Source organism: Microvirga sp. KLBC 81, from assembly GCF_003075415.1.
In the GTDB taxonomy this organism is placed as follows: Bacteria; Pseudomonadota; Alphaproteobacteria; order Rhizobiales; family Beijerinckiaceae; genus Microvirga.
This window is the reverse complement of record NZ_QDAH01000028.1, coordinates 40,036-62,173: the sequence shown is the minus strand read 5'-3', so window position 1 is coordinate 62,173 and position 22,138 is coordinate 40,036. Positions and strand designations below refer to the sequence as shown.

The 22,138-nt window shown below is 63.7% G+C and carries 21 protein-coding genes; 11 read left to right on the top strand and 10 right to left on the bottom strand.

Features of this window, described 5'->3' with window-relative positions:
- Positions 1-75 precede the first annotated feature (75 nt).
- The gene (parE, locus tag DC522_RS17550; protein ID WP_116529964.1) at positions 76-2,139 is read right to left on the bottom strand and encodes a DNA topoisomerase IV subunit B; all 2,064 of its coding nucleotides are present in this window, start codon (positions 2,137-2,139) and stop codon (positions 76-78) included.
- A 250-nt stretch (positions 2,140-2,389) separates the two neighbouring features.
- On the opposite strand from parE, the gene DC522_RS17545 reads away from it, so the two are divergent.
- The gene (locus DC522_RS17545) at positions 2,390-2,575 is read left to right on the top strand and encodes a hypothetical protein (RefSeq protein ID WP_116529963.1); all 186 of its coding nucleotides are present in this window, start codon (positions 2,390-2,392) and stop codon (positions 2,573-2,575) included.
- On the opposite strand, the gene DC522_RS17540 is transcribed toward DC522_RS17545, so the two are convergent.
- The 3 genes from DC522_RS17540 to DC522_RS17530 all read right to left on the bottom strand — a co-directional run bounded on the left by DC522_RS17540 (position 2,572) and on the right by DC522_RS17530 (position 7,561).
- Entirely contained in the window at positions 2,572-3,075 is a 504-nt protein-coding gene (locus DC522_RS17540; RefSeq protein WP_116529962.1) for an MgtC/SapB family protein, read from the bottom strand. The genes DC522_RS17545 and DC522_RS17540 overlap by 4 nt on opposite strands.
- Positions 3,076-5,784: a type I DNA topoisomerase gene (topA, locus tag DC522_RS17535; RefSeq protein ID WP_116529961.1), complete on the bottom strand. Its 2,709-nt coding sequence runs from the start codon at positions 5,782-5,784 to the stop codon at positions 3,076-3,078.
- Positions 5,785-5,920: 136 nt separating this feature from the next.
- Complete coding sequence (locus DC522_RS17530) at positions 5,921-7,561, bottom strand: isovaleryl-CoA dehydrogenase (RefSeq protein ID WP_116529960.1); 1,641 nt, start codon at positions 7,559-7,561, stop codon at positions 5,921-5,923.
- A gap of 109 nt (positions 7,562-7,670) precedes the next feature.
- Here DC522_RS17530 and DC522_RS17525 point away from each other — a divergent pair, with 109 nt between their 5' ends.
- Genes DC522_RS17525 through dprA form a run of 4 tightly spaced genes read left to right on the top strand, consistent with a single transcriptional unit; the run spans position 7,671 to position 11,724 of the window.
- Positions 7,671-8,618, top strand: coding sequence for an aspartate carbamoyltransferase catalytic subunit (locus DC522_RS17525; RefSeq protein WP_116529976.1), 948 nt, complete (start codon positions 7,671-7,673; stop codon positions 8,616-8,618).
- Between the two features lie 8 nt (positions 8,619-8,626).
- The gene (locus tag DC522_RS17520) at positions 8,627-9,919 is read left to right on the top strand and encodes a dihydroorotase (protein WP_116529959.1); all 1,293 of its coding nucleotides are present in this window, start codon (positions 8,627-8,629) and stop codon (positions 9,917-9,919) included.
- Between the two features lie 10 nt (positions 9,920-9,929).
- Complete coding sequence (gene plsY, locus DC522_RS17515; protein ID WP_116529958.1) at positions 9,930-10,532, top strand: glycerol-3-phosphate 1-O-acyltransferase PlsY; 603 nt, start codon at positions 9,930-9,932, stop codon at positions 10,530-10,532.
- A gap of 4 nt (positions 10,533-10,536) precedes the next feature.
- A complete protein-coding gene (gene dprA / locus DC522_RS17510; protein WP_116529957.1) occupies positions 10,537-11,724 on the top strand; it encodes a DNA-processing protein DprA in 1,188 nt (395 codons plus the stop codon).
- Here the strand turns inward: dprA and DC522_RS17505 are convergent, their stop codons facing one another.
- Both DC522_RS17505 and DC522_RS17500 read right to left on the bottom strand, forming a co-directional pair.
- Positions 11,725-11,970, bottom strand: a complete 246-nt coding sequence (locus DC522_RS17505; protein ID WP_116529956.1) for a hypothetical protein — start codon at positions 11,968-11,970, stop codon at positions 11,725-11,727.
- A gap of 105 nt (positions 11,971-12,075) precedes the next feature.
- Positions 12,076-13,002, bottom strand: coding sequence for an AEC family transporter (locus DC522_RS17500; RefSeq protein ID WP_116529955.1), 927 nt, complete (start codon positions 13,000-13,002; stop codon positions 12,076-12,078).
- Positions 13,003-13,157: 155 nt separating this feature from the next.
- On the opposite strand from DC522_RS17500, the gene arfB reads away from it, so the two are divergent.
- Entirely contained in the window at positions 13,158-13,580 is a 423-nt protein-coding gene (gene arfB / locus DC522_RS17495; RefSeq protein ID WP_116529954.1) for an alternative ribosome rescue aminoacyl-tRNA hydrolase ArfB, read from the top strand.
- A 15-nt stretch (positions 13,581-13,595) separates the two neighbouring features.
- Here arfB and DC522_RS17490 read toward each other — a convergent pair whose 3' ends face one another.
- From DC522_RS17490 to epmA, 3 genes are all read right to left on the bottom strand, one after another.
- Positions 13,596-13,964, bottom strand: a complete 369-nt coding sequence (locus DC522_RS17490; protein WP_116529953.1) for a hypothetical protein — start codon at positions 13,962-13,964, stop codon at positions 13,596-13,598.
- A 66-nt stretch (positions 13,965-14,030) separates the two neighbouring features.
- The gene (locus DC522_RS17485; protein ID WP_116529952.1) at positions 14,031-15,071 is read right to left on the bottom strand and encodes a lysine-2,3-aminomutase-like protein; all 1,041 of its coding nucleotides are present in this window, start codon (positions 15,069-15,071) and stop codon (positions 14,031-14,033) included.
- Entirely contained in the window at positions 15,068-16,120 is a 1,053-nt protein-coding gene (gene epmA, locus DC522_RS17480; protein ID WP_116529975.1) for an EF-P lysine aminoacylase EpmA, read from the bottom strand. The genes DC522_RS17485 and epmA overlap by 4 nt, the downstream gene beginning before the upstream one ends.
- Before the next feature lie 152 nt (positions 16,121-16,272).
- Here epmA and efp point away from each other — a divergent pair, with 152 nt between their 5' ends.
- The 5 genes from efp to DC522_RS17455 all read left to right on the top strand — a co-directional run bounded on the left by efp (position 16,273) and on the right by DC522_RS17455 (position 21,127).
- Positions 16,273-16,839, top strand: coding sequence for an elongation factor P (gene efp, locus DC522_RS17475; RefSeq protein ID WP_047187113.1), 567 nt, complete (start codon positions 16,273-16,275; stop codon positions 16,837-16,839).
- A 194-nt stretch (positions 16,840-17,033) separates the two neighbouring features.
- Positions 17,034-18,218, top strand: coding sequence for an aminotransferase (locus tag DC522_RS17470; protein WP_116529951.1), 1,185 nt, complete (start codon positions 17,034-17,036; stop codon positions 18,216-18,218).
- A 145-nt stretch (positions 18,219-18,363) separates the two neighbouring features.
- Positions 18,364-19,455, top strand: coding sequence for a Ppx/GppA phosphatase family protein (locus DC522_RS17465; RefSeq protein WP_371679854.1), 1,092 nt, complete (start codon positions 18,364-18,366; stop codon positions 19,453-19,455).
- Positions 19,452-20,144, top strand: coding sequence for an RlmE family RNA methyltransferase (locus DC522_RS17460; protein WP_116529950.1), 693 nt, complete (start codon positions 19,452-19,454; stop codon positions 20,142-20,144). The genes DC522_RS17465 and DC522_RS17460 overlap by 4 nt, the downstream gene beginning before the upstream one ends.
- A 47-nt stretch (positions 20,145-20,191) precedes the next feature.
- Positions 20,192-21,127: a Gfo/Idh/MocA family protein gene (locus DC522_RS17455; protein ID WP_116529949.1), complete on the top strand. Its 936-nt coding sequence runs from the start codon at positions 20,192-20,194 to the stop codon at positions 21,125-21,127.
- Positions 21,128-21,249: 122 nt separating this feature from the next.
- Here the strand turns inward: DC522_RS17455 and DC522_RS17450 are convergent, their stop codons facing one another.
- Entirely contained in the window at positions 21,250-22,107 is an 858-nt protein-coding gene (locus tag DC522_RS17450) for a dienelactone hydrolase family protein (protein ID WP_116529948.1), read from the bottom strand.
- Positions 22,108-22,138 lie beyond the last annotated feature (31 nt).

Here is a 22,138-nt window from a genome sequence, read left to right as displayed (position 1 = left end):
TGATGGCAACAAAAACCCAGCGCATCTCCGTGCCTTTCGCCAAAGGTTTGCGCTGGGACTTTATTGCTGCAGGGTTCAGATATCCAGATCCGCCTCGTCGGCGAAGACGGCACGTTCCTGGATGAAGGCGAAGCGGGCTTCAGGCTTATTGCCCATCAGGCGCTCCACGGCATCGTTTGCCTCAGGTCTATCATCCGCCTCCACGACCACCTTCAGAAGCAGGCGCTTCTTCGGGTCCATCGTGGTCTCCTTCAACTGGCCGGGCAGCATCTCGCCAAGACCTTTGAAGCGGCTGATCTCGACCTTGCCGCTGCCCTTGAACACCGTCTTCAGCAGCCGGTCGCGGTCGGCCTCGTCACGGGCATAGGCCGACTTCGCGCCCTGCGACAGGCGGTAGAGTGGCGGCACGGCGAGATAGAGGTGTCCGCCGTCGATGAGCTTCGGCATCTGCCGGTAGAAGAAGGTGATGAGGAGCGTCGCGATGTGTGCGCCGTCCACGTCCGCGTCGGTCATGATGATGATCTTCTCATAGCGAAGATCGGCATCGCGATATTGCGAACCCGTGCCGCAGCCGAGCGCCTGGATGAGATCGGCGATCTGCTGGTTCTGGTGGAGCTTGTCGCGACCGGCGGAGGCCACGTTCAGGATTTTTCCCCGCAACGGAAGCACGGCCTGGGAGGCGCGATCACGCGCCTGCTTGGCGGAACCGCCGGCCGAGTCACCCTCGACGAGAAAGAGCTCGGAGCCTTTGGCGCCGGCATTCGAGCAATCCGCCAGCTTGCCGGGCAGGCGCAGCTTGCGGGTCGCCGTCTTGCGGGCGACTTCCTTTTCCTGGCGGCGGCGCAGGCGCTCCTCGGCGCGGTCAATCACCCAGTCGAGCAGCTTGTTGGCCTGCTGCGGCGAGGCGGCGAGCCAGTGATCGAAGGTATCGCGGATCCCGTTCTCGACGATGCGGCCAGCCTCGACGGTGGCGAGCTTGTCCTTGGTCTGGCCCTGGAATTCCGGCTCACGGATGAACACCGAAAGCATGGACGCGCAGGTAGCCATCACGTCGTCGGTGGTGACTGCTGCCATGCGCTTCGACTGGCCGACGCGCTCGGCGTGATCGCGCAGGCCGCGCAGCAGCGCGATGCGAAGGCCGTTCTCGTGCGTGCCACCCTCAGGGGTGGGCACCGTGTTGCAGTACGAGGTGGAGAAGCCGTCCTCGTTCGCCATCCAGGCGACCGCCCATTCCAGCGAACCGTGGCTGCCGGGCTTGGTGATCTTGCCGGAGAAGATCTGGTCCGTGACCAGCTCCTTCCCGTCGATGTCGTGGAGCAGGTAGTCCTTCAGGCCGTTCGGGAACCTGAAGGTTGCCTCGGCCGGAACATTGTCCACGCCCACAATGAGCGAAGGTGCGCATTTCCAGCGGATCTCGACGCCGCCGAAGAGATAGGCCTTCGAGCGGGCCATCTTGAACAGGCGGCGGGGCTGGAAATGGGCGTCCTTGCCGAAGATCTGGTGATCGGGCTTGAAGCGCACCTTCGTGCCGCGCCGGTTGAGCACGCGGCCCACGGTCTCGAGCTTGCCCTGCGGAATGCCACGGGAGAAGACCTGGCGATAGAGCTGCTGCCCGCGCGCGACCTCGACCTCAAGCGTTTCGGAGAGGGCGTTCACCACCGACACGCCGACGCCGTGCAAGCCGCCGGAGGTCTCGTAGACCTTCGAGTCGAACTTACCGCCCGCGTGCAGGGTGGTCATGATGACTTCGAGCGCCGACTTCTTCGGAAACTTGGGATGCGGATCGACCGGAATACCGCGGCCGTTGTCGGTGACGGACAACCAGCCGCCTTCCTCCAGCTCCACCTCGATGAAGGTCGCGTGGCCCGCGACCGCCTCGTCCATGGAGTTGTCTATCACCTCGGCGAACAGGTGATGCAGGGCTTTTTCGTCCGTGCCACCGATATACATGCCCGGACGGCGGCGGACGGGCTCCAGGCCCTCCAGCACCTCGATGGCGGACGCGTCATAGCCGGCCTCGCCCGGCGTGCCCTGCTGCGGAGCAGGCGCGGCGCGGGAGGCTTTCACGGCAGCCGTTCTGGCCGTAGCGGGCGCCGCGCGCTTGGCAGCCGCGCCCCCGAAGAGATCGTCGTTATCCATTGGGACCTTGGTCCGTTTCGATGATTCGCGTTTGTTTACACTATTTCTCATTCCGTTTTTATACGAGAACAAAACGGAAACGTGAAGGTGACGTGGGGTCACAAGCCATAAAAACCGGGCATTGGGAACCCCCGTTCGGACAGTATCCCAACTGCCTCTAAAGGATGTCTTTCTCCTGTCATCAGGAACTGTTTAGTTCCCATTCACGTTGGCTGGTTAAGCATAAGCTTAACGGAGATCGAGGGCGACGATGCGCACGACTTTAGAACCGGCACAGAAGCTTCACCTAGACCGCGCGGCGCGCACCGCCGGCGAAGCCTTCGCATTCGACGAGCCTGATACCACGTCGGCCGTGAAAAGCAGCACCTTCGGTTCGAGCCTGCTGTGGCTCTCCATTGCCGCCGTCGCCGTCCTGGGCTTAGGCTTCGCCTTCTAACTATCCTCGTCCTGCACGGTCTTGGGCTTGCCTGAAAACAGGCGAATCAGCCTATCTTCCAGCACTCTGCCGAAGGTCAGAAGGACGAGGGTCATGACGGTGCCCGCCAGGGTAATGAACCAGGCACCGAGGCCCGCCGTCACACCGAGAGCCGCCGCGATCCAGACCGTCGAGGCCGTGGTCAGCCCCTGAACCTCCATCCCGTCCTTGCCGCGCAAGATCGCTCCCGCGCCGAGAAAGCCAAGACCGGTCAGGATGCCCTGAACCACACGGCTGACCGCGTCCTGCGCGAAATGAAGCCCCTCATAGACCGAGCCTGAGAGGATCACGATGGCCGAGCCGAGGGCTACGAGGCCCAGCGTCCGCATGCCGATGGGCTTGTTGTGAATGTCCCGGTTGAGACCGACGGCCATGCCGGCGATCGCCGCCACGCAGAGGCGCAGGGCAATCTCAACCTGATCAGCATGGTCCACCAGGATCCAGGACAACCACTCCTTCATTTATTCGGCCGCCTTTGCGGCCTTCTTAGCCGTTGTCTTGGCGGCTGCCTTCTTGACGGCAGGCTTCTTTGCCGCCGTCTTCTTGGCAGCCGTCTTGGTCGCGGCCTTCGCCGGGGCCTTCTCGGCGGCAGCGGCCTTCTTGGCCGGAGCCTTGCGACCGCGGGCCGACTTCTTCGACGGACCGGCAGCGCGACGGGCTTTCAGCAGCTCGATGGCCTCATCCAGCGTCACCGCCTCCGCCGCCATGGTGCGCGGCAGGGTGGCGTTGGTCTCGCCGTCGGTCACGTAGGGCCCGAAGCGTCCGGCCTTTACCACGATGGGCTTGCCCGATTCGGGATCGTCGCCCAGCGGCCGTCCCGGATCGGCTGCGCCACGACGGGCGCCACCGCCGCCGCTTTCCTTCGTGACGATGAGATCGATGGCGCGGTTCGCGCCGATCTCAAGCACGTCATCGCCCGGACCAAGATTGGCATAAGTCTTGCCGTGCTGGACGTAGGGTCCGTAGCGACCGATGCTGGCGAGGATCGGCTCGCCCGTTTCAGGGTGGGCGGCGACTTGGCGCGGGAGTGAGAGGAGCTTGAGCGCCTTCTCCAGATCCACCTGCGCAGGCGTCAGTCCTTTCGGCAGGGAGGAGCGCTTGGGCTTCTCGCCTTCGCCAAGCTGCACGAAGGGACCGAAGCGGCCTTCGCGCAGGGTGACCTGCTCGCCCGTGTCGGGATCGACGCCCAGAACCTTCACGCCAGGCTGGCCGCCGTTCTCGGATGAGCCTTCGCCGTCGCCCTCGGCGCCGGTCGCGGCGAGCTGGCGGGTGTATTTGCATTCAGGATAGTTCGAGCAGCCGATGAAGGCGCCGAACTTGCCGAGCTTGAGCGAGAGCTGCCCCGTGCCGCAGGTCGGGCAGGTGCGCGGATTCGAGCCGTCGCCCTTGTCCGGGAAGATGTGGGGCCCAAGCAGCTCGTTGAGTGCATCGAGCACTTCCGCAGTGCGCAGCTCCTTCGTTTCGCCGATGGCGGCGGAGAAGTCGCGCCAGAAATCGCGCATGACCTGCTTCCAGTCGATCTCGTTGTTCGAGACGCGGTCGAGCTGCTCTTCGAGATCGGCCGTGAAATCGTATTCCACGTAGCGGCGGAAGAAGCTCTCCAGGAATGCCGTGACGATGCGGCCCTTGTCCTCCGGAACGAGGCGCTTCTTCTCGATACGCACGTATTCGCGGTCGCGCAGGGTCTGCAGCACTGCGGCATAGGTGGAAGGACGGCCGATGCCGAGCTCTTCCATGCGCTTCACGAGCGAGGCTTCCGAATAGCGTGGCGGCGGCTCGGTGAAGTGCTGGCTCGCGTTGATGCGGCGACGCTCAAGCGGGTCGCCCGCCTTCATGGGCGGCAGACGGCCCTCGTCCTCGTCGGCCTCGTCGTCCTTGCTCTCGTTGTAGAGCGTGAGAAAGCCGTCGAATTTGATCACCTGACCGGTGGCGCGAAGATCGAGCTTGCGCGGGCCGACCTGAGCGGTGATGTCGGCGGTGGTGCGCTCGAGCTCGGCCGATTCCATCTGGCTCGCCACGGTGCGAGTCCAGATGAGATCGTAGAGACGAGCCTGCTCGGGCTCCAGATACTTCGCCACGTATTTCGGCAGACGGCTCATATCCGTGGGACGGATGGCCTCGTGCGCTTCCTGCGCGTTCTTCGCCTTGGTCGAGTACTTGCGCGGGACGGACGGGACATACTGGTCGCCGTATTCCGTGCCGATCACGCGGCGGGCGGCCTGCACGGCTTCCGGCGCCATGTCGACGCCGTCAGTACGCATATAGGTGATGAGACCGACCGTCTCGCCGCCGATATCGACGCCTTCATAGAGACGCTGCGCGATGCGCATGGTCTGCGCAGGCGCGAGACCCAGCTTGCGCGAGGCTTCCTGCTGAAGGGTCGAGGTGGTGAAGGGTGGATAGGGGTGGCGCCTGGCGGGCTTCGCCTCGATGTTCGCCACCGAGAAAGTCGCCAGCTCCAGGTCCTTCTTGAAGGCTTCGGCGTCCTTGCCGTTGCCGATGTCGAGACGCTGGATCCTCTTGCCGTCGGCACCCACGAGGCGCGCGTCGAACACCGCGCCGTCCTTTGTCGCGAGCGTCGCGATGAGTGACCAGTATTCGCGCGGCTTGAAGGTTTCGATCTCAAGCTCGCGGTCGCAGACGAGGCGAAGCGCCACCGACTGCACGCGGCCAGCCGAGCGCGCGCCGGGCAGCTTGCGCCAGAGGACGGGAGAGAGCGTGAAGCCCACGAGATAGTCGAGGGCGCGGCGGGCCATGTAGGCGTCGACCAGTGCCTGATCGATCTCGCGCGGCTGGCGCAAGGCCGTCTGCACCGCATCCTTGGTGATGGCGTTGAAGGTCACGCGCTCGACGGGCAGGTCCTTGAGGGCGCGCTTTTCGCGCAAAGCCTCGACGACGTGCCAGGAAATCGCCTCGCCCTCGCGATCCGGGTCGGTGGCAAGGATAAGCTTTTCGGCGCCCTTGATCGCCTTGGCGATCTCGGAGACCCGCTTCGAGCCCTTGTCCTCGAGCGTCCAGATCATGCGGAAATCGGCATCCGGATCGACTGAGCCGTCCTTGGCGGGCAGATCGCGGATATGCCCGAAGGAGGCCAGGACCTCGTAATCCTTGCCGAGATATTTGTTGATCGTCTTGGCCTTCGCAGGCGACTCGACGACGACGACTTTCATGAGCGACTTTCCCGTAGATGGCCGCGAGCAGATGCTCTTAATGTCAAGGTAGGAGGCGGTCAGCCCCCTGACAGCCAAGGCGCGATAAGTGGTGGATCACGGCGGACAAGTCAAATCGGTTGTTCCGCCTAGACCGTTATATGGTGACGAAAGCCCGATCCAGCAAGGGCTTCACGGCATCACCCAGGTCATTTGCACCGATCATCCGGGCTGGCTGGGCCAGCCGGGTGAGAGCATAGGTTTCGGTGATCTGGGTGGGCGCGGAGCGGGCCAAGGCCGATGCTGCCGCCAGGGTGAACAGGCGCTCGGCGATGAAGCGGGCCTTGGCTTCTGCTTCGGGAGACTGGAGGGCGAGCACGATGTCCCTGGCCGTCTCCGAGGCTCCCGGCAGGTCGCCTGCATCGGCCATCAGACGCTCCAGGACTGAGGCCGCCAGCTCCGGCTCACGGCTTTCCACCCGCAGGAGATCGAGGGCGATCACGTTGCCCGATCCTTCCCAGATCGCGTTGACCGGGGCCTCGCGGTAAAGCCGGGGTAGGGGGCTCTCCTCGACATAGCCGTTGCCGCCGAGGCTCTCCATGGCCTCATAGAGAAGCCGGGGGGCGGCTTTGCAGATGCCGAACTTGGCCGCAGGCGTCATCAGTCGGGCATAGGCCGCCTCGTGCACGTCTTGGGAGGCCAAGTCGAAGCTGCGAGCGGTATGGAGAGCCAGCGCCGTCATGGCCTCGTTTTCAAGGGCGAGATCGGCCAGCACCATCCGCATGGCGGGCTGGTCGATGAGCTTCTTCTGGAAGACGCTGCGGTGATGGGCGTGATGCACGGCGAGGGTCAGCCCCATCCGCACGAGCCCGGCGGAGGCCACCGCACAATCAAGGCGGGTGAGCTGCACCATATTGATGATGGTCCGCACGCCTGCTCCTTCCTCACCGATCCGCCAACCGAGGGCCTCCACGAACTCGACCTCGGAGGAAGCGTTGGAGCGATTCCCCAGCTTCTCCTTCAGTCGCTGCAGGCGAAGCCCGTTGAGGGAGCCGTCAGGCCGAAAGCGGGGCACGAGGAAGCAGGTGAGGCCGCCCGGCGCCTGGGCAAGGACCAGGAAGGCGTCGCACATGGGAGCGGACATGAACCATTTGTGCCCCGTGAGCGCATACTCATCTCCGCCCGTCGGCACAGCACGGGTGCTGTTGGCGCGTACATCCGTTCCGCCCTGCTTTTCCGTCATCCCCATGCCGAGGGTGACGGAGCATTTCTCCCAAGACGGGAGGAAGCGCGAATCGTAATCCCGCCAGCGGATCTTCGGCAGCCATTCTTTCAGGCGGTGAGGCGCAGCCGACAGCGCCGCCACCGCGGCGTGCGTCATGGTGATGGGGCAAACATGGCCGCTTTCGACGCCCGCCACGGTGTAGATCCGGGCAGCCCGCGCCACATGTTCATGACCTGATTTCGGCTCGTCCCATGTCGAGCAATGAAGGCCGTCCGCCATGCTGGCCCGCATGAGCGCGTGATAGGCGGGGTGGAATTCCACCGCGTCGATTCGATAGCCCCGCGCATCGTGCGTGCGCAGATTCGGCGGATTCTCGTTGGCGAGCCGCCCGAGATCGAGCCGCTCCGCGCTGCCCCAGGCCTCGCCGAAGGCGATCAGCCCCTCGGCCTCGGGATCCACGCCATTGCTCTTGACAGCATCCAGCAGAGGCTGGTCGCCCGCGATCAGGTTCACATCGCCGAAGGGTGGCGTCTGATTGAAGATCTCATGGGTCTGGAATGCGGTCATGACCATCGACCCCCGGCAGCGCATCTTAAGCTCTAGATCTAGGGTGAAAAATGCACATGGCGAAGAGAGGCAGCTTGCTGCCCTTGGGCAGACCGCCTATAGCGATGGCTTTAAGATGACAGATACCCCCCGATCCGTTTTTCCCCACCGGCATCTCCTCGGAATCGAGGGGCTGTCTCCTTTGGACATTCAGGCGCTGCTCGACCTCGCCGATCAACAGGTCGAGGTGAGCCGCCAAATCGAGAAGCGTAAGACGACCCTTCGGGGGCGCACGCAGATCAATCTCTTCTTCGAGCCCTCCACCCGCACGCAATCCTCATTCGAGATCGCCGGCAAGCGCCTTGGCGCCGATGTGATGAACATGGCGGTGGCGTCCTCGTCCGTGAAAAAGGGCGAGACGCTCATCGACACGGCGGCAACGCTGAACGCCATGCGCCCCGATATCATAGTCGTGCGCCATCACGCGGCGGGCGCGGTGCATTTGCTTGCGCAGAAGGTCGATTGCGCGGTGGTGAATGCGGGCGACGGTGCGCATGAGCATCCGACGCAGGCGCTTCTCGATGCGCTCACGATCCGCCGCAACAAAGGACGGATCGAAGGCCTCACCGTCGCGATCTGCGGTGACATCCTGCATTCGCGCGTGGCGCGCTCCAATATGATCCTGCTCGCAGCCATGGGCGCGCAGGTGCGTCTCGTCGCGCCGACCAACCTCCTGCCGCCCGGCATCGCGCGTCTGGGCTTCCCGACTTTCACCGATATGCGCAAAGGTCTGGAAGGGGCGGATATCGTGATGATGTTGCGCCTGCAGCGCGAGCGGATGAACGGCTCCTTCGTGCCCTCTGTGAAGGAGTATTTCCGCTTCTACGGGCTCGACCAGGAAAAGCTCTCCTATGCCAAGCCTGATGCGCTCGTGATGCATCCAGGCCCCATGAACCGGGGCGTGGAGATTTCCTCCGATGTGGCAGACGGCGCGCAATCGCTGATCCGCGAACAGGTCGAAATGGGCGTGGCCGTCCGCATGGCGGTTCTCGAGGCTCTCGCGAGCCATCTGCCGAACGGGTGAGACGCGCGATGAGCACGAAACCTCTTCTCTTCAAGAACGCACGTCTCGTCGATCCCGATACGGGGCGCGAGGACAAGGGCGGCCTGCTGGTTCGCGATGGCGTGATCCAGGATCTCGGGCCGCAGCTGTCAGAGGCTGCGGATGCCGACGTCATCGATTGCGGCGGGCAAGTGCTGTCTCCCGGTCTCATCGACATGCGCGCCTTCATCGGCGAGCCGGGCGGGCCGTATCGCGAGACGCTGAAGAGCGCCGGTGAGGCGGCGGCTGCGGGCGGCGTGACGACTGTCGTCTCCATGCCGGATACGAGCCCGGCTCTCGACGATCCGGCGGTCATCGACTTCATCGTGCGCCGGGCGCGCGACACCTCCATCGTCAACATCCTTCCAGCCGCCGCTCTCACCAAAGGGCTCAAGGGCGAGGAGATGGCTGAGATCGGGCGGCTGAAAGAAGCCGGGGCGATTGCCTTCACCGATGGCGCGCGCTCCGTCACCAATGCGCAGGTGATGCGCCGGGCACTCACTTATGCCCGCGATTTCGATGCGCTGATCGTCCATCACGTGGAGGATCCGAACCTCGTCGGTCAGGGGGTGATGAATGAAGGTGAGTTCGCCTCCCGCCTCGGGCTTCCCGGCATTCCGCGCGAGGCCGAGACGATCATGTTGGAGCGCGACATGCGCCTCGTGCGCCTCACGGGCGCGCGCTACCACGCCGCCATGATCTCCTGCGCCGATTCGGCAGAGATCGTGCGGGCTGCCAAGGCCAAGGGGCTTCCGGTTACCTGCGGCGTCTCCATCAATCACCTGTCGCTCAACGAAAACGACATCGGCGATTACCGCACCTTCCTGAAGCTCTCGCCGCCGTTGCGGCACGAGGAGGATCGGCAGGCGATGATCGAGGCGCTGATTGACGGGACGATCGACGTGATCGTCTCGGATCACAATCCACAGGATGTGGAGAACAAGCGGCTGCCCTTCGCGGAGGCCGCCGACGGGGCGGTTGGGCTCGAAACGCTGCTCTCGGCGGCGCTTCGCCTAGTCCATTCGGACCGCATTTCACTGCCGAAGCTCCTGCGCGCCCTGTCCACGAAACCCGCGGAAATCCTAGGATTGCCAGCCGGGCGGCTGAAAATCGGCGCGCCTGCGGACCTGATCCTGTTCGACCCAGATGCGCCTTACGTGCTCGACAAGCGCCAACTGAAGTCCCTGTCCAAGAATACGCCCTTCGATGAAGCCCGTCTGGAAGGACAGGTGACGATCACGATGGTTGCAGGCAGGATCGTGTTCGACCGCAGTTCGATGTGACGAGAAGCGAATGCCTGACGAAATGAACCTGCTCTATCTGCTCGGGGCCCTGGCCCTCGGCTATCTCCTCGGCTCGATTCCCTTCGGCGTGATCTTCACCCGCATGGCGGGCTTGGGCGACATTCGTAATGTCGGCTCCGGCAATATCGGCGCGACCAACGTTTTGCGCACGGGCCGCAAGGGGCTCGCCGCAGCGACCCTCCTTGGCGATGGCCTGAAAGGGACGGCTGCCGTCCTCATCGCGGCCCGGTGGGGCGATCAGTTCGCGATACTCGCCGCACTCGGCGCGTTCCTCGGCCATCTCTTTCCGGTCTGGCTCAAGTTCAAGGGCGGCAAGGGTGTTGCCACCTTCATCGGCGTGCTGATCGGCCTGAAGTGGATCGCTGCGGTGATTTTTGCCGCCATTTGGCTCGGCAGCGCCTTCACCACTCGCTACTCGTCTCTCTCGGCCCTGATCGCCAGCGCCGCGACACCGGTGGCCCTGTGGCTTCTGGGTGAGCCTGAGATGGCTGCCATGGCTGTGATCCTCGTGGCGCTGCTCTGGTGGAAGCACAGCGCCAATATCAGCCGCCTGCTTGCCGGAACCGAAGGCAAAATCGGCCAGAAGGGCTAGGGCAGTGAACCTGACGGACGAGCAACGCCTCGACTGGCTCCGGCTGATCCGCTCGGAGAATGTAGGGCCGCGCACGTTCCGCGCGCTCATCAACCAGTTCGGCGGTGCGTCTGCGGCCCTCGAGGCCTTGCCCGACCTTGCCCGCCGTGGCGGACGCCTGCTACTCAAGGTCACGAGCCGCGCGGAAGCCGAAAGGGAAATGGCCGCCGCCGCCCGCCTGGGCGTGCGCTTCGTCGCCATGGGTGAGCCGGACTATCCTAAAACCCTGCAGGCCATCGATACCGCGCCGCCGTTGATCGCTGTGCGTGGCTCGACGGAGGTGCTCTCACGACCTGCCGTCGCCATGGTCGGCTCCCGCAATGCGTCCGCAGCTGGGCTTACCTTTACAGAGCGCCTGTCGCGCCAACTGGGCGAGGCCGGTTATGTGGTGGTTTCGGGGCTTGCCAGAGGCATCGACACCCGTGCCCACAAGGCGACGCTGGAGACAGGTACAATCGCCGTTCTCGCAGGCGGTCACGACAAGGTCTACCCCTCCGAGAATGAGCCCCTCCTGCTCGCCATCGTGGAGCGGGGCGGCGCCGTGATCTCCGAAATGCCCATGAGCTGGGAGCCACGCGGGCGCGATTTTCCGCGGCGCAACCGCATCGTTTCCGGCCTGTCCTATGGCGTCGTGGTCGTGGAGGCCGCCCGCCGCTCCGGCTCGCTGATCACCGCGCGCTTTGCCCTGGAACAGGGGCGGGAGGTCTTCGCCGTTCCGGGCTCCCCGCTCGATCCCCGCGCCGAGGGTACGAACGATCTCATCCGCGAAGGGGCAACGCTCTGCGCAGGTTTGGAGCATGTGACAAGCGTTCTGGAGCCGCTGATTGCCTCTGGTCCTCGCCTCGACACGGGAGCGGAGGAGCCTCAGCATCTCCTTGGCACGGAAGAGCTATGGGACGAGCTGGACCTGCCAGATGTGCCCCGAGCACCCACGGGCTCTGTTCTGCCGAGTGCAGGCATTGATGACGAGCGAACGGATTCGGCGTCCGGTCTGATCGAGCTCCTTGGGCCATCCCCGATTGCGATAGATGATCTGGTTCGCCAATCCGGTCTCTCGATCCGCGCCGTTCAGATGACCCTGCTCGAACTCGAAATCGCCGGGCGGCTGGAGCGCCACGGCGGCAATGCCGTGTCCCTGATCTCGGGACGCTGATCAGCGCTTGCGTTGTTCAGCTTGCAGCGCGCGCGCCGCCTCGAGACGGGCCATATCAAGAAGGTACGCCAAGAGATCGAGCCTCGTCTGGCGGGCGAGATAGGACAGCTCCGCCGTAAACTCAGCGATGTATCGCGCCGTCTCGGTCGCGCTCATGCCTTTCCTGTCAACTTTGGGAGCCTGATCGGCAACCTCCTGATTGTGGGGCGATGGAGCGGAGAGGGCGCGGCGCGGGGCTTGGGACATGAAGATGAGCTGTGTCTCTGTTTCAGTCGAGACAGGTTAGCAGTGCAACCATAAATAACACAATAGCGAATCCGATAACTAATGGTTGCAAAATCCGAAAATGCATCAACCCAGAAGGGTGATCATCAGAGGCATGGAGCCCAGGGCCAGCAGGGTCTGAAGGGTGAGGATCTCGGCCATGAGAGGCGCGTTGCCGCCCATCTGGCGCGCCAGCACGTAGGCCGCGGCGGCTGAGGGCACCGAGGATGCGATGATCGTGACGACCAGATCATCGCCGCTCACACCCGCAGAAGTCGCAAAGAGTACGGCCATGACGGGCATCAGGAAGAGCTTGAGCCCGGCCGTCAGTGTGTGAGGCAGTCCAGGCTTGGCGAGACGGCGGATGTCGAGACCCGCTCCTACGATCAGAAGCCCTGCCGCAAGGGCGGCGCGCCCCATGAGGTCAATGTAGGCGGTGATCGGCTTGGGCAGTGGAGGAACGATCAGGTTGAGCGTCAGACCGATGGCACATGACCAGATGAAGGGGTTGGTCGCGAAGGAGCGCAGGATTTCCTTCGGGCTCTGCCGCGGCCTGCCTGCAAAGCGGATGAATACATAGAAGGCGAGCAGATTCAGAAGCGGCACCATGGCGGCAATCGCCACTGCGATCAGGGCGACGCCGCGCTGCCCAAAGAGGCTTCCCGCCACGGCAAGGGCGACGAAAGTGTTCCAGCGGGTCGCCCCCTGGAAGATCGAGGTGAAGCTCGGGCCGTCGATGCCGGCATAATGCGCGAGGAGGGGCCTGAGCGCCAGCATCAGACCTGCCATGAGCAGGATGGAGCCGACGAGTGCGCCCCCTACGCCGAGAACCGGCACCGATGCGAGATCCGCACGGGAGAGCGTATCGACGATCAGCGCCGGAAAGAAGAGCACGTAAGTCACACGCTCAAGCCCGGCCCATTGCTGCTCGCTCACGAAATTCGTGGTGCGGCACAGCCAGCCGGTCGCGATGATCAGAAAGGTCGGGATGAGGCTGGCGAAGACGACGGACATGCGAGATGTGCTTGAGAGGCCGGATGCAGGCCCGGCAAAAGGAAGGGTACAAGCCGCTTAAGACTTCTCGCCAAGGTCGACAAGGGCCGGAGAAGCTCGCATGGACATAGAGTGCTTATGCTCCACTTAATCCTTCCCGTCCTGCCCGAGGCCCCATGATCCAGGTGACGAACAGTATCGCGCTCGATGAAGCAGAGCTTCAGGAGAGCTTCATCCGTGCCTCGGGACCTGGCGGACAGAACGTCAACAAGGTGGAATCCGCCGTTCAGCTGCGCTTCGACGTGCGCAACTCGCCGTCTCTGCCGGAGGATGTGAAGGCGCGGCTGGAGAGGATCGCCGGGAAGCGGCTGACGAACGACGGTGTGCTCATCATCACGGCGCAACGCTTCCGTACCCAGGAGCGCAACCGCGAGGATGCGGTGGCCAGGCTCGTCGAACTGATCCGCCAGGCCACCGAGCGCCCGAAACCACGAAGGCCCACGCGGCCAACGCTCGCCTCCAAGAAACGGAGACTGGAGGCGAAAGGCCGACGCTCCGAAATCAAGAAGGGTCGCACGGCGAAGCCGGTTTTCGATTAAGAGTAGATGCCGCCTTTAGCCCTGCAAGACAAGGCCACGGAACCCGAGAAGGTCTGCAAATATGGCGAGAATGACGCCCAAGCCGACGAGGATTAGGCCCGTCAAGAAGGTCCAGACCGAACGGTTGTAGCGCTTGACCTGTAGGCAGGAGAGCAACAGCAAGTCCGCCAGGGATTTGATTTGAAGAGCCAGTCCCAGCGTGATCAGGGTGACGGAGATGAGATCCGAATGGGTCCATTCCCCCGGCAAAGCAGACCAACGGCTTAGGAATCCCAAGGAAAAGCCGACAACGACTCCGATGGCCGTAATCGAGCCGTTCCGGAACGTGGCCTCGATGAGGTCACGCTCATCCGCTTTCGCGAATTCTAACGGATCGTCTGCCATGGCCAGACTTGCCTCTCGCCAGAGACTGCATTCTGACGCTCGATTAAGGCATAGATTGTGCGAGGCTCATTCTTGCGGCGGATAGGCGTGTTCGCCGCCTCGGAAATCCGAGATCGTATAGCAGCCTCCTCGCTCGCTGACCGTGTCAGGAGCGATGACTGCCTTTCCGTAGCCGCCCGGAATGTCGAGAACATAGGTCGGCTGGCAGAGCCCCGAGATGCGCCCGCGCAGACCCGCCACGAGTGCCCGGCCCTCTTCAAGCGACAGCCGGAAATGGCTGGTGCCGGGGGCGAGGTCCGGGTGGTGCAGGTAATAGGGCTTGATCCGCGTTTCCACCAAGGCGCGCATGAGGGCGGCGAGCGTCTCCGGGTGATCGTTGATGCCTTTCAGCAGCACCGACTGGCTGAGCATCACGATCCCTGAATCCACCAGCCGCGCGCAGGCTTTACGCGCTGCAGGCGTCAGCTCCCGCGGATGGTTGGCGTGGAGTGCCACGTAGGTCGTCTTGCCGCTCGCCTTCAGAGCGGCGATCAGTGACTCGTCGACCCGCTCCGGCTCCACCACGGGAACGCGCGTATGGAAGCGGACGATCTTCACGTGATCGATGGCGGCAAGGCGCTGCATCAGCTCGGAGAGGCGGCGGGGAGAGAGCACCAACGGATCGCCTCCGGTGAGGATCACCTCCCAGATCTCCGAATGCTCGGCGATATAGGCGAAGGCCCTGTCGAGGGCATCAGGTATGAGCGTGCCGAGGCCCTGGGGGCCCACCATCTCGCGTCGGAAGCAGAAGCGGCAATAGACCGGGCAGACATGCACGGCCTTCAGCAGCACGCGGTCGGGATAGCGATGCACGATGCCCTCGACCGGCGAATGCGCCAGATCGCCGATAGGGTCCTCGCGTTCCTCGGGCGTGGTCGCCAATTCGGCCGTTTGGGGCACGAATTGCAGAGCAATCGGATCGCTGGGATCGGCCTTGTCGATGAGATCAGCCATGGCGGGGCTGATCGCAATCGCATAGCGCTCGGCGACGCGCTCGATTCCAGCCAAGCCCTCAGGGGCGATCAGCCCGTTGTCGACGAGTTCTCTCGGGGTACGAAGCGTGCTCAATGGCCTGTCTCCGGCACGGGAGCCCAGATCACCTGATCGATGCGCGATGCCCCTGTGGCGAGCATCACGAGGCGGTCGAAACCGAGCGCGATGCCGCTGGCCTCGGGCATCTGCGCGAGCGCTGCCAGGAAATCCTCGTCCACCGGATAGCTTTCTCCATAAACGCGCATCTTTTCTGCCATTTCTGCCTCGAACCGGCGGCGTTGTTCTTGAGCATCTGTCAGCTCGCCGAAGGCGTTCGCCAGTTCCACGCCGCAGGCATAGAGCTCGAAGCGCTCGGCCACGCGCGGATCTCGGGCTGTAGGCCGGGCGAGCGCCGCCTCTGCCACCGGGTATTCGTCGAGGATCGTGGCACGCCCGAGGCCGAGATGGGGCTCGACTCGCTCTACGATGACGCGGCTGAACAGGTCGGACCAGGTGTCGTCCTCGGCCACCCGCACGCCCGATTGGCGAAGGCTCGCGGCCAGATGGTCGCGGTCGGTTTCGCCGCTCCGGCCGATAGAAGCGAGAAGATCGATCCCGGCAAAACGCCGGAAGGCTTCAGCCACGCTCAGGCGCTCGGGCTCCTGGAAGGGATCGGTCTGCTTGCCGCGATAGGTGAGGGTGCGGGTGCCCGCGGTCTCGGCTGCGAGTGCCAGGAGGGCCGCGCAATCCCTCATCAGCTCCTCATAGCTCTCGCCGGCCCGATACCATTCGAGCATAGTGAATTCCGGGTGGTGCAGGGGGCCACGCTCCCGGTTGCGGTAGACATGGGCAAAACAGGAAATCCGGGTCTCGCCTGCGGCCAGGAGCTTCTTGCAGGCAAATTCCGGGGAGGTGTGAAGGTAAAGCGGCGTCCGCGCCCCACCGAGACCAATCGCCTCGGTGGCGAAGGCGTGCAGGTGCGCCTCATTTCCGGGTGAGGTCTGGAGTGTGGCGGTGTCCACCTCCACGAAGTCATGTCCCGCAAAGAAGCTCCGGAAGGCCGCCTGGATCCGGTTGCGGCCTAGCAAAAAGGGTCTCCGGTCGGCATGGACATGCGGCGTCCACCAGGGCGAGGGGGCGGGCATGGTGTTTTCCATTCCAAAAGCTTCCTGACAGGTGAGGCTGGCGATTTGCACCAAGATAGGCTAGTTGCGGCAGCGAAACCGAATTTCGGCGTCGCCGGGGCCAGGCACCCTGGCCCTGCGACGCGCCCTATCTGTCACAAGGAACGCTTCCCGTGAAGGTCATCGCCTCTACGCTCCGCAAAGGCAATGTCGTCGACATCGACGGCAAGCTCTATGTCGTGCTCACCGCCCAGAATATCCACCCCGGCAAGGGCACCCCGGTCACCCAGCTCGACATGCGCCGCATCTCCGACGGCGTGAAGGTCTCCGAGCGCTACCGCACCACCGAGCAGGTCGAGCGCGCCTTCGTGGAAGACCGCGAGCACACCTTCCTCTACGAAGACGGCGAGGGCTTCCACTTCATGAACCCCGAGACCTACGAGCAGGTCGCGGTTCCGGAAGACATCATCGGCGACCAGAAGGCCTACCTGCAGGAAGGCATGGCCGTGATGCTCTCGACCCATAACGGCGTTCCGATCGCCATCGAGCTGCCCGCCCGCGTCACCCTGGAGATCACCGAGACCGAGCCGGTGGTGAAGGGCCAGACGGCGTCCTCCTCCTACAAGCCCGCCATGCTCTCCAACGGCGTGCGCACCTTGGTGCCTCCGCACATCACCGCCGGCACCCGCGTCGTGATCATGACGGAAGACGGCTCCTACGTGGAGCGCGCGAAGGACTAAGGTTCTTCTCCCGTTTTCGTCATCATCGGCCTCGTGCCGGTGATCCCGATTGCGGGAGCGCGGTGCTTTTCGGTATCGGGATGGCCGGGCTTGGTCCGGCCATGACGGCGCTACTAATATCTTGAAGGGCAGGGAATTTCGGTGGAGGCTCACCGGGTTTCCTGCCTTTTCCTTATCCGGAGCAGAATCATCTTATGAGCAGCGGCCCCTTCAACCCTATCAATCCCCTCGTCGCCGATGTCGGCAGCCCTCCGATCCCGGAGGCACAGAGCTGGACCAAGCGCTATGACGGGGCCTATGGGCCGCTGATCAATCTCTCGCAGGCGGTTCCGGGCAATGCGCCCCACGTGAGCTTCCTGGAGCGTCTTGCTTCCGTGGCGGGCGAGGCCACGACCTCCCAATATGGCCCCATCAACGGCGATGCCACTTTGCGGCAGGCCTATGCGGCCGAGATGTCGCGCCTCTACGAGGGGCGGATCGAGGCTGCCGACACGGCGATTACCGCCGGATGCAACATGGCGTTCTTCGTCGCCATGATGCTGCTCGCTCATCGCGGCGAGGCAGTACTGCTGCCGACGCCCTGGTATTTCAATCACCAGATGACGCTCGACATGCTGGGCATCGAGCCCCGCCCGCTGCCGTGCCGGTCGGAGAACGGTTTCGTGCCGCGCATCGAGGATGCGGCGACGCTGATCGACGAGAAGGTGCGCGCGATCGTTCTCGTGACGCCGAACAACCCGACCGGCGCCGTCTATCCAGCCCACGTCATCGAAGGTTTTGCGGAGCTGTGCCGGAAACGCGGCATTTATCTCGTGATCGACGAGACTTACCGGGACTTCCTGCCGCAGGGCATGAACCGCGCACACGGGCTTTTCGCGGGCGACGAGTGGCGCAAGAACGTGATTCAGCTCTACTCGTTCTCGAAATCCTACGCGATTCCGGGGCATCGCATGGGGGCGATCACGGCAGATGCAGCGCTCATCGAGCAGATCGCCAAGATTCTCGATTGCGTCCAGATCTGCGCGCCGCGTACGGCGCAGTTGGTTCTGCCCTGGGCCATTGAGGCCCTCCGCGACTGGCGGGAGGAGAACCGCGCCGAGATCAATCGGCGTGCACAGGTTTTTCAAGCGGCGCTCGCGTCGTTGCCTGAGTGGCGCATCGAATCGGTCGGTGCCTATTTCGCTTATCTGCGACATCCTTTCGCGGGGGCGAAGGCGCACGCTGTCGCCGAGAAATTAGCGACGGAGCGCGGCGTTTTGTGCTTGCCCGGCAGCTATTTCGGACCCGGTCAGGAAGGGCATTTGCGCGTGGCTGTTGCCAATGTGGGCGCCGATGTTCTGACGGGGCTCACAGACAGGCTGAAGGGTGTGGCGCTCTAATGCTTCAGTAGGGCCTGCCTCATAATATGCGCTGCAACCCTTGGCAGACGCGGGGGGCGGTTGTTACTCTAAACGTAACACTGGCATTCTCGCGGAATGCCCAAGGATTTAAGTTTTGACCGTGAAAGCCGATGCGACGACCGAAGTGAGAGATCGACGCGCGGACCCATCCCCTGGGGCCGAGAGCGGCTCGTCGTGGCTTTCTGGAAGTACTGATACATTGCCGCGAAAGGACGTGAAGCGCCGCGCAATGCGCAGCTACGCGGCGCTCGATCTCGGCACCAACAATTGCCGGCTGCTGATTGCGGAGCCCGCCCATTACGGTTTTCGCGTCACGGACGCCTTTTCGCGGATCGTTCGCCTCGGCGAAGGTCTCGGTCTCGGTAATTCCCTGAGCGACGATGCCATCGAACGCACCATCGATGCTCTTCGCGTATGCCGCGACAAGATGATCGCCAAGGATGTGATCCGCGCCCGTCTTGTGGCAACCGAAGCCTGTCGGCTGGCCAGGAACGGAGCATCCTTTATCGAGCGTGTGCGCAGCGATCTCGATCTCGACCTCGAAATCGTCGACCGCAAGACGGAGGCCTATCTGGCAGTGACGGGCTGCGCAGCTCTGGCCGACCCCAAGGCGCAATCCGTGATCGTGTTCGATATCGGCGGCGGCTCCACGGAGATCGCTTGGCTCGACGGCCAGGCTCCGCACGCCTTCGCTGATCCCTGCAAGCGCATCCGCGCTTGGGATTCGCTTCCGGTCGGCGTCGTGACCCTGGCCGAGCGTCATGGCGGGGTGAATGTGACGCCCGAGAGCTTCGAGGGCATGGTCGAAGAAGTGTCCGAGCTCCTCATGGATTTCGCGCTCGTGGCGGCCGAGGCGGGCAGAGCCAATCATTTTCATCTGCTCGGCACCTCGGGAACCGTGACCACGGTGGGCGGCATTCACTTGGGGTTGGCACGCTATGACCGTCGCAAGGTCGATGGAATGTGGATGCGCAACGGTGAGATCTCGACAGTGATGCACCGCCTGCTGCATTCCAATTTCCAGCAGCGGGCGGACAATCCGTGCATCGGCAAGGAGCGGGCCGATCTGGTCCTGGCCGGCTGCGCCATTCTCGAAGCAATCCGCCGGGCTTTCCCTTCGGATCGCCTGCGCATCGCGGACCGGGGTCTGCGCGAGGGAATTCTGATGAACATGATGCGAGAGGACAGCGTGTGGCGGGAGGGAAGCCAACGGTGAGCACCAAGTCCGGCTCGGGTGTCCGCAATCTCAAGCAGCGCGTGAAAACGGCTAACAAGCGGTCCCTCTCTTCCCAGAAGTGGCTTGAGCGCCAGCTCAACGATCCCTACGTGGCCCGCGCCAAGCGCGAGGGCTACCGCTCGCGCGCGGCCTTCAAGCTGCTCGAGATCGATGAGAAGTACCACATCCTCAAGCCCGGCCAGCGCATCGTGGACCTCGGCGCTGCTCCTGGCGGGTGGTCGCAGATCGCGGCCAAGAAGGTAGGGCCGAAAGGCAAGGTCGTCGGCATCGATCTTCTCCCCATCGATCCCATGGCCGGCGTGGAGTTCATCCAGCTCGACTTCTTGGACGAGAGCGCCCCGGGAAAGCTTATCGAGATGCTCGGCGGGCCGGCAGACGTGGTGATGTCCGACATGGCGGCCAACACCACCGGCCACAAGAAGACCGATCACCTGCGCATCATCGGCCTCGCGGAAGCGGCGATCTACTTCGCGCGCGAGATCCTGGCACCCGGCGGCGTTTTCATTGCCAAGGTGTTCCAGGGCGGCACGGAGAACCAGCTTCTCAACGACCTCAAGCGCGACTTCGCCGTGGTGCGCCACGTGAAGCCTGCGGCAAGCCGGGCCGATTCGGCGGAACTCTATGTGCTGGCGACCGGTTTTCGGGGTGCGACAGACCGGACATCTTAATCGCCACGCGCACGGCGTGGCCTTTGCACCATTGAAAGACCACGCCCATGACCCCGCACAAGATCGGCATTATCGGCCTCGGCAAGATCGCGCAGGATCAGCACCTGCCGGTGATCCGGGCCAATCCGAATTTCGAGCTTCTGGCGGTCTCAAGCCAGCGTGGCATCGCGTCGGAAGACGCAAGGCACAGCTTCCAGGATTACCGCGATCTCCTGGGGCTCAAGGATCTCGAAGCAGTGGCGATCTGCACGCCACCACAGGCGCGCCATCACATTGCCCGCGAGGCGCTGCTGGCCGGGAAAAGCGTGCTTCTGGAAAAGCCGCCTGCGGCCACCTTGAGTGAGCTCGAAGATCTTCGCCAGCTTGCGGACAAGGTGGGTAAGACGCTCTTCACAACCTGGCATTCGCAATACAACAAGGCCGTCGAAGAGGCCAAGAAGGCGCTCGCCGGCTGGTCGATCAAGCGCCTTCAGGTGACCTGGAAGGAAGACGTGCGCCATTGGCATCCGGGCCAGCAATGGATCTGGGAGGCAGGCGGCTTCGGGGTGTTCGATCCCGGCATCAACGCGCTCTCCATCGTCACGCGCATCATGCCGGAGCCTGTCTTCATCAAGACGGCGAGCCTGCAATTTCCCGCTAATAGGGATGCGCCCATCGCCGCCGATCTCCAGTTCCAAACCGGTCACACGGACGGCAGTCTCCAGGCCGTCTTCGATTGGCGTCAAACTGGCCCGCAGAGCTGGGACATCGAGGTCGAGACGGAAGCCGGTTTTGCCCTCAAGCTCATGCACGGCGGCTCCTGCCTCGAAATCGACGGGCGCCTCGTGGTGAAGGAGGAGCCTGCCGAGTACCAGGGTATCTACCGCCGCTTCGACGCGCTCCTCACCATCGGCCGCTCCGAGGTCGACGAAGCCCCGTTCCGCCTCGTGGCGGACGCCTTCATGGTCGGCAAGCGCGTGCAGGTGGAGGCGTTCGAGGATTGAGATGCACGTGGGATTCCTCACGTCATCACCGGCCTCGTGCCGGTGATCCCGATATGGAAAGCGCAGCACTCTTCCAATCGAGATGGCAGGGTCAAGCCCCGCCATGACGTTGAGGGTGTCTATCAAGCCAACTGCTTCTTCAAGAAACCCACAGTCCGGCTCCAGGCCAGATCGGCGACCTCCTTGTCATGGCGAGCGGCATTGGTGTCATTGTTGAAGGCGTGGTTCGCGCCTTCATAGACGTAGATCTCGTAGGTCTTGCCTGCCTGCTTCAGGGCCGCCTCATAGGCCGGAATGCCCGCATTGATGCGCTCGTCGAGCCCACCGTAATGCAGCATGAGCGCGGCCTGGATCTTCGGCACATCCTCCGCCTTCGGCTGTCCCCCGTAATAGGCGACGCCAGCATTGAGGTTCGGCTCGTTGACGGCAAGGTTGTTGACCGCGCCGCCGCCCCAGCAGAAGCCCACCGCGCCGACCTTGCCGTTGCTGTCGGGGCGGCCCTTCAGATAGGCCACGGCCGCCTTGCCGTAGGCGATCACGTCGGGCTGCTTCAATTGGCCGATCATCTGGCGGCCCTTGTCCTCGTCAGCGGGCGTGCCGCCCATGGGCGAGAGATAGTCGAGGCCGAGCGCCAGGAAGCCTTCCGTGGCCATGCGCCGAGTCACGTCCTTGATGTGCGGGTTCAGGCCACGGTTCTCGTGGATGACGATGACGGCGGGCAGCTTCCCGGCCGCGTCCTTCGGCTTCACGAGATAGCCCTTGAGGCCCTGAGCGCCAGGAATGTCGACGGTTTCCGTCGTGATCCGCGGGTCGCTCTCCTGCACTGTCTGCGCCATGGCATAGTTGTTCTGCAGGATCGGCAGAAGGGCGCTTGCGGCAGCGGTGCTTCCGGCAAGCGCGGCGAGCTTGTCGAGGAAGGAGCGGCGGCTCATGCCGCCATGGGTGAAGTCGTCGTAGAGGTCGATGATGCGTTGATCCATGATGGCCTCCGGGTCCGAGGCCTAGAATGGT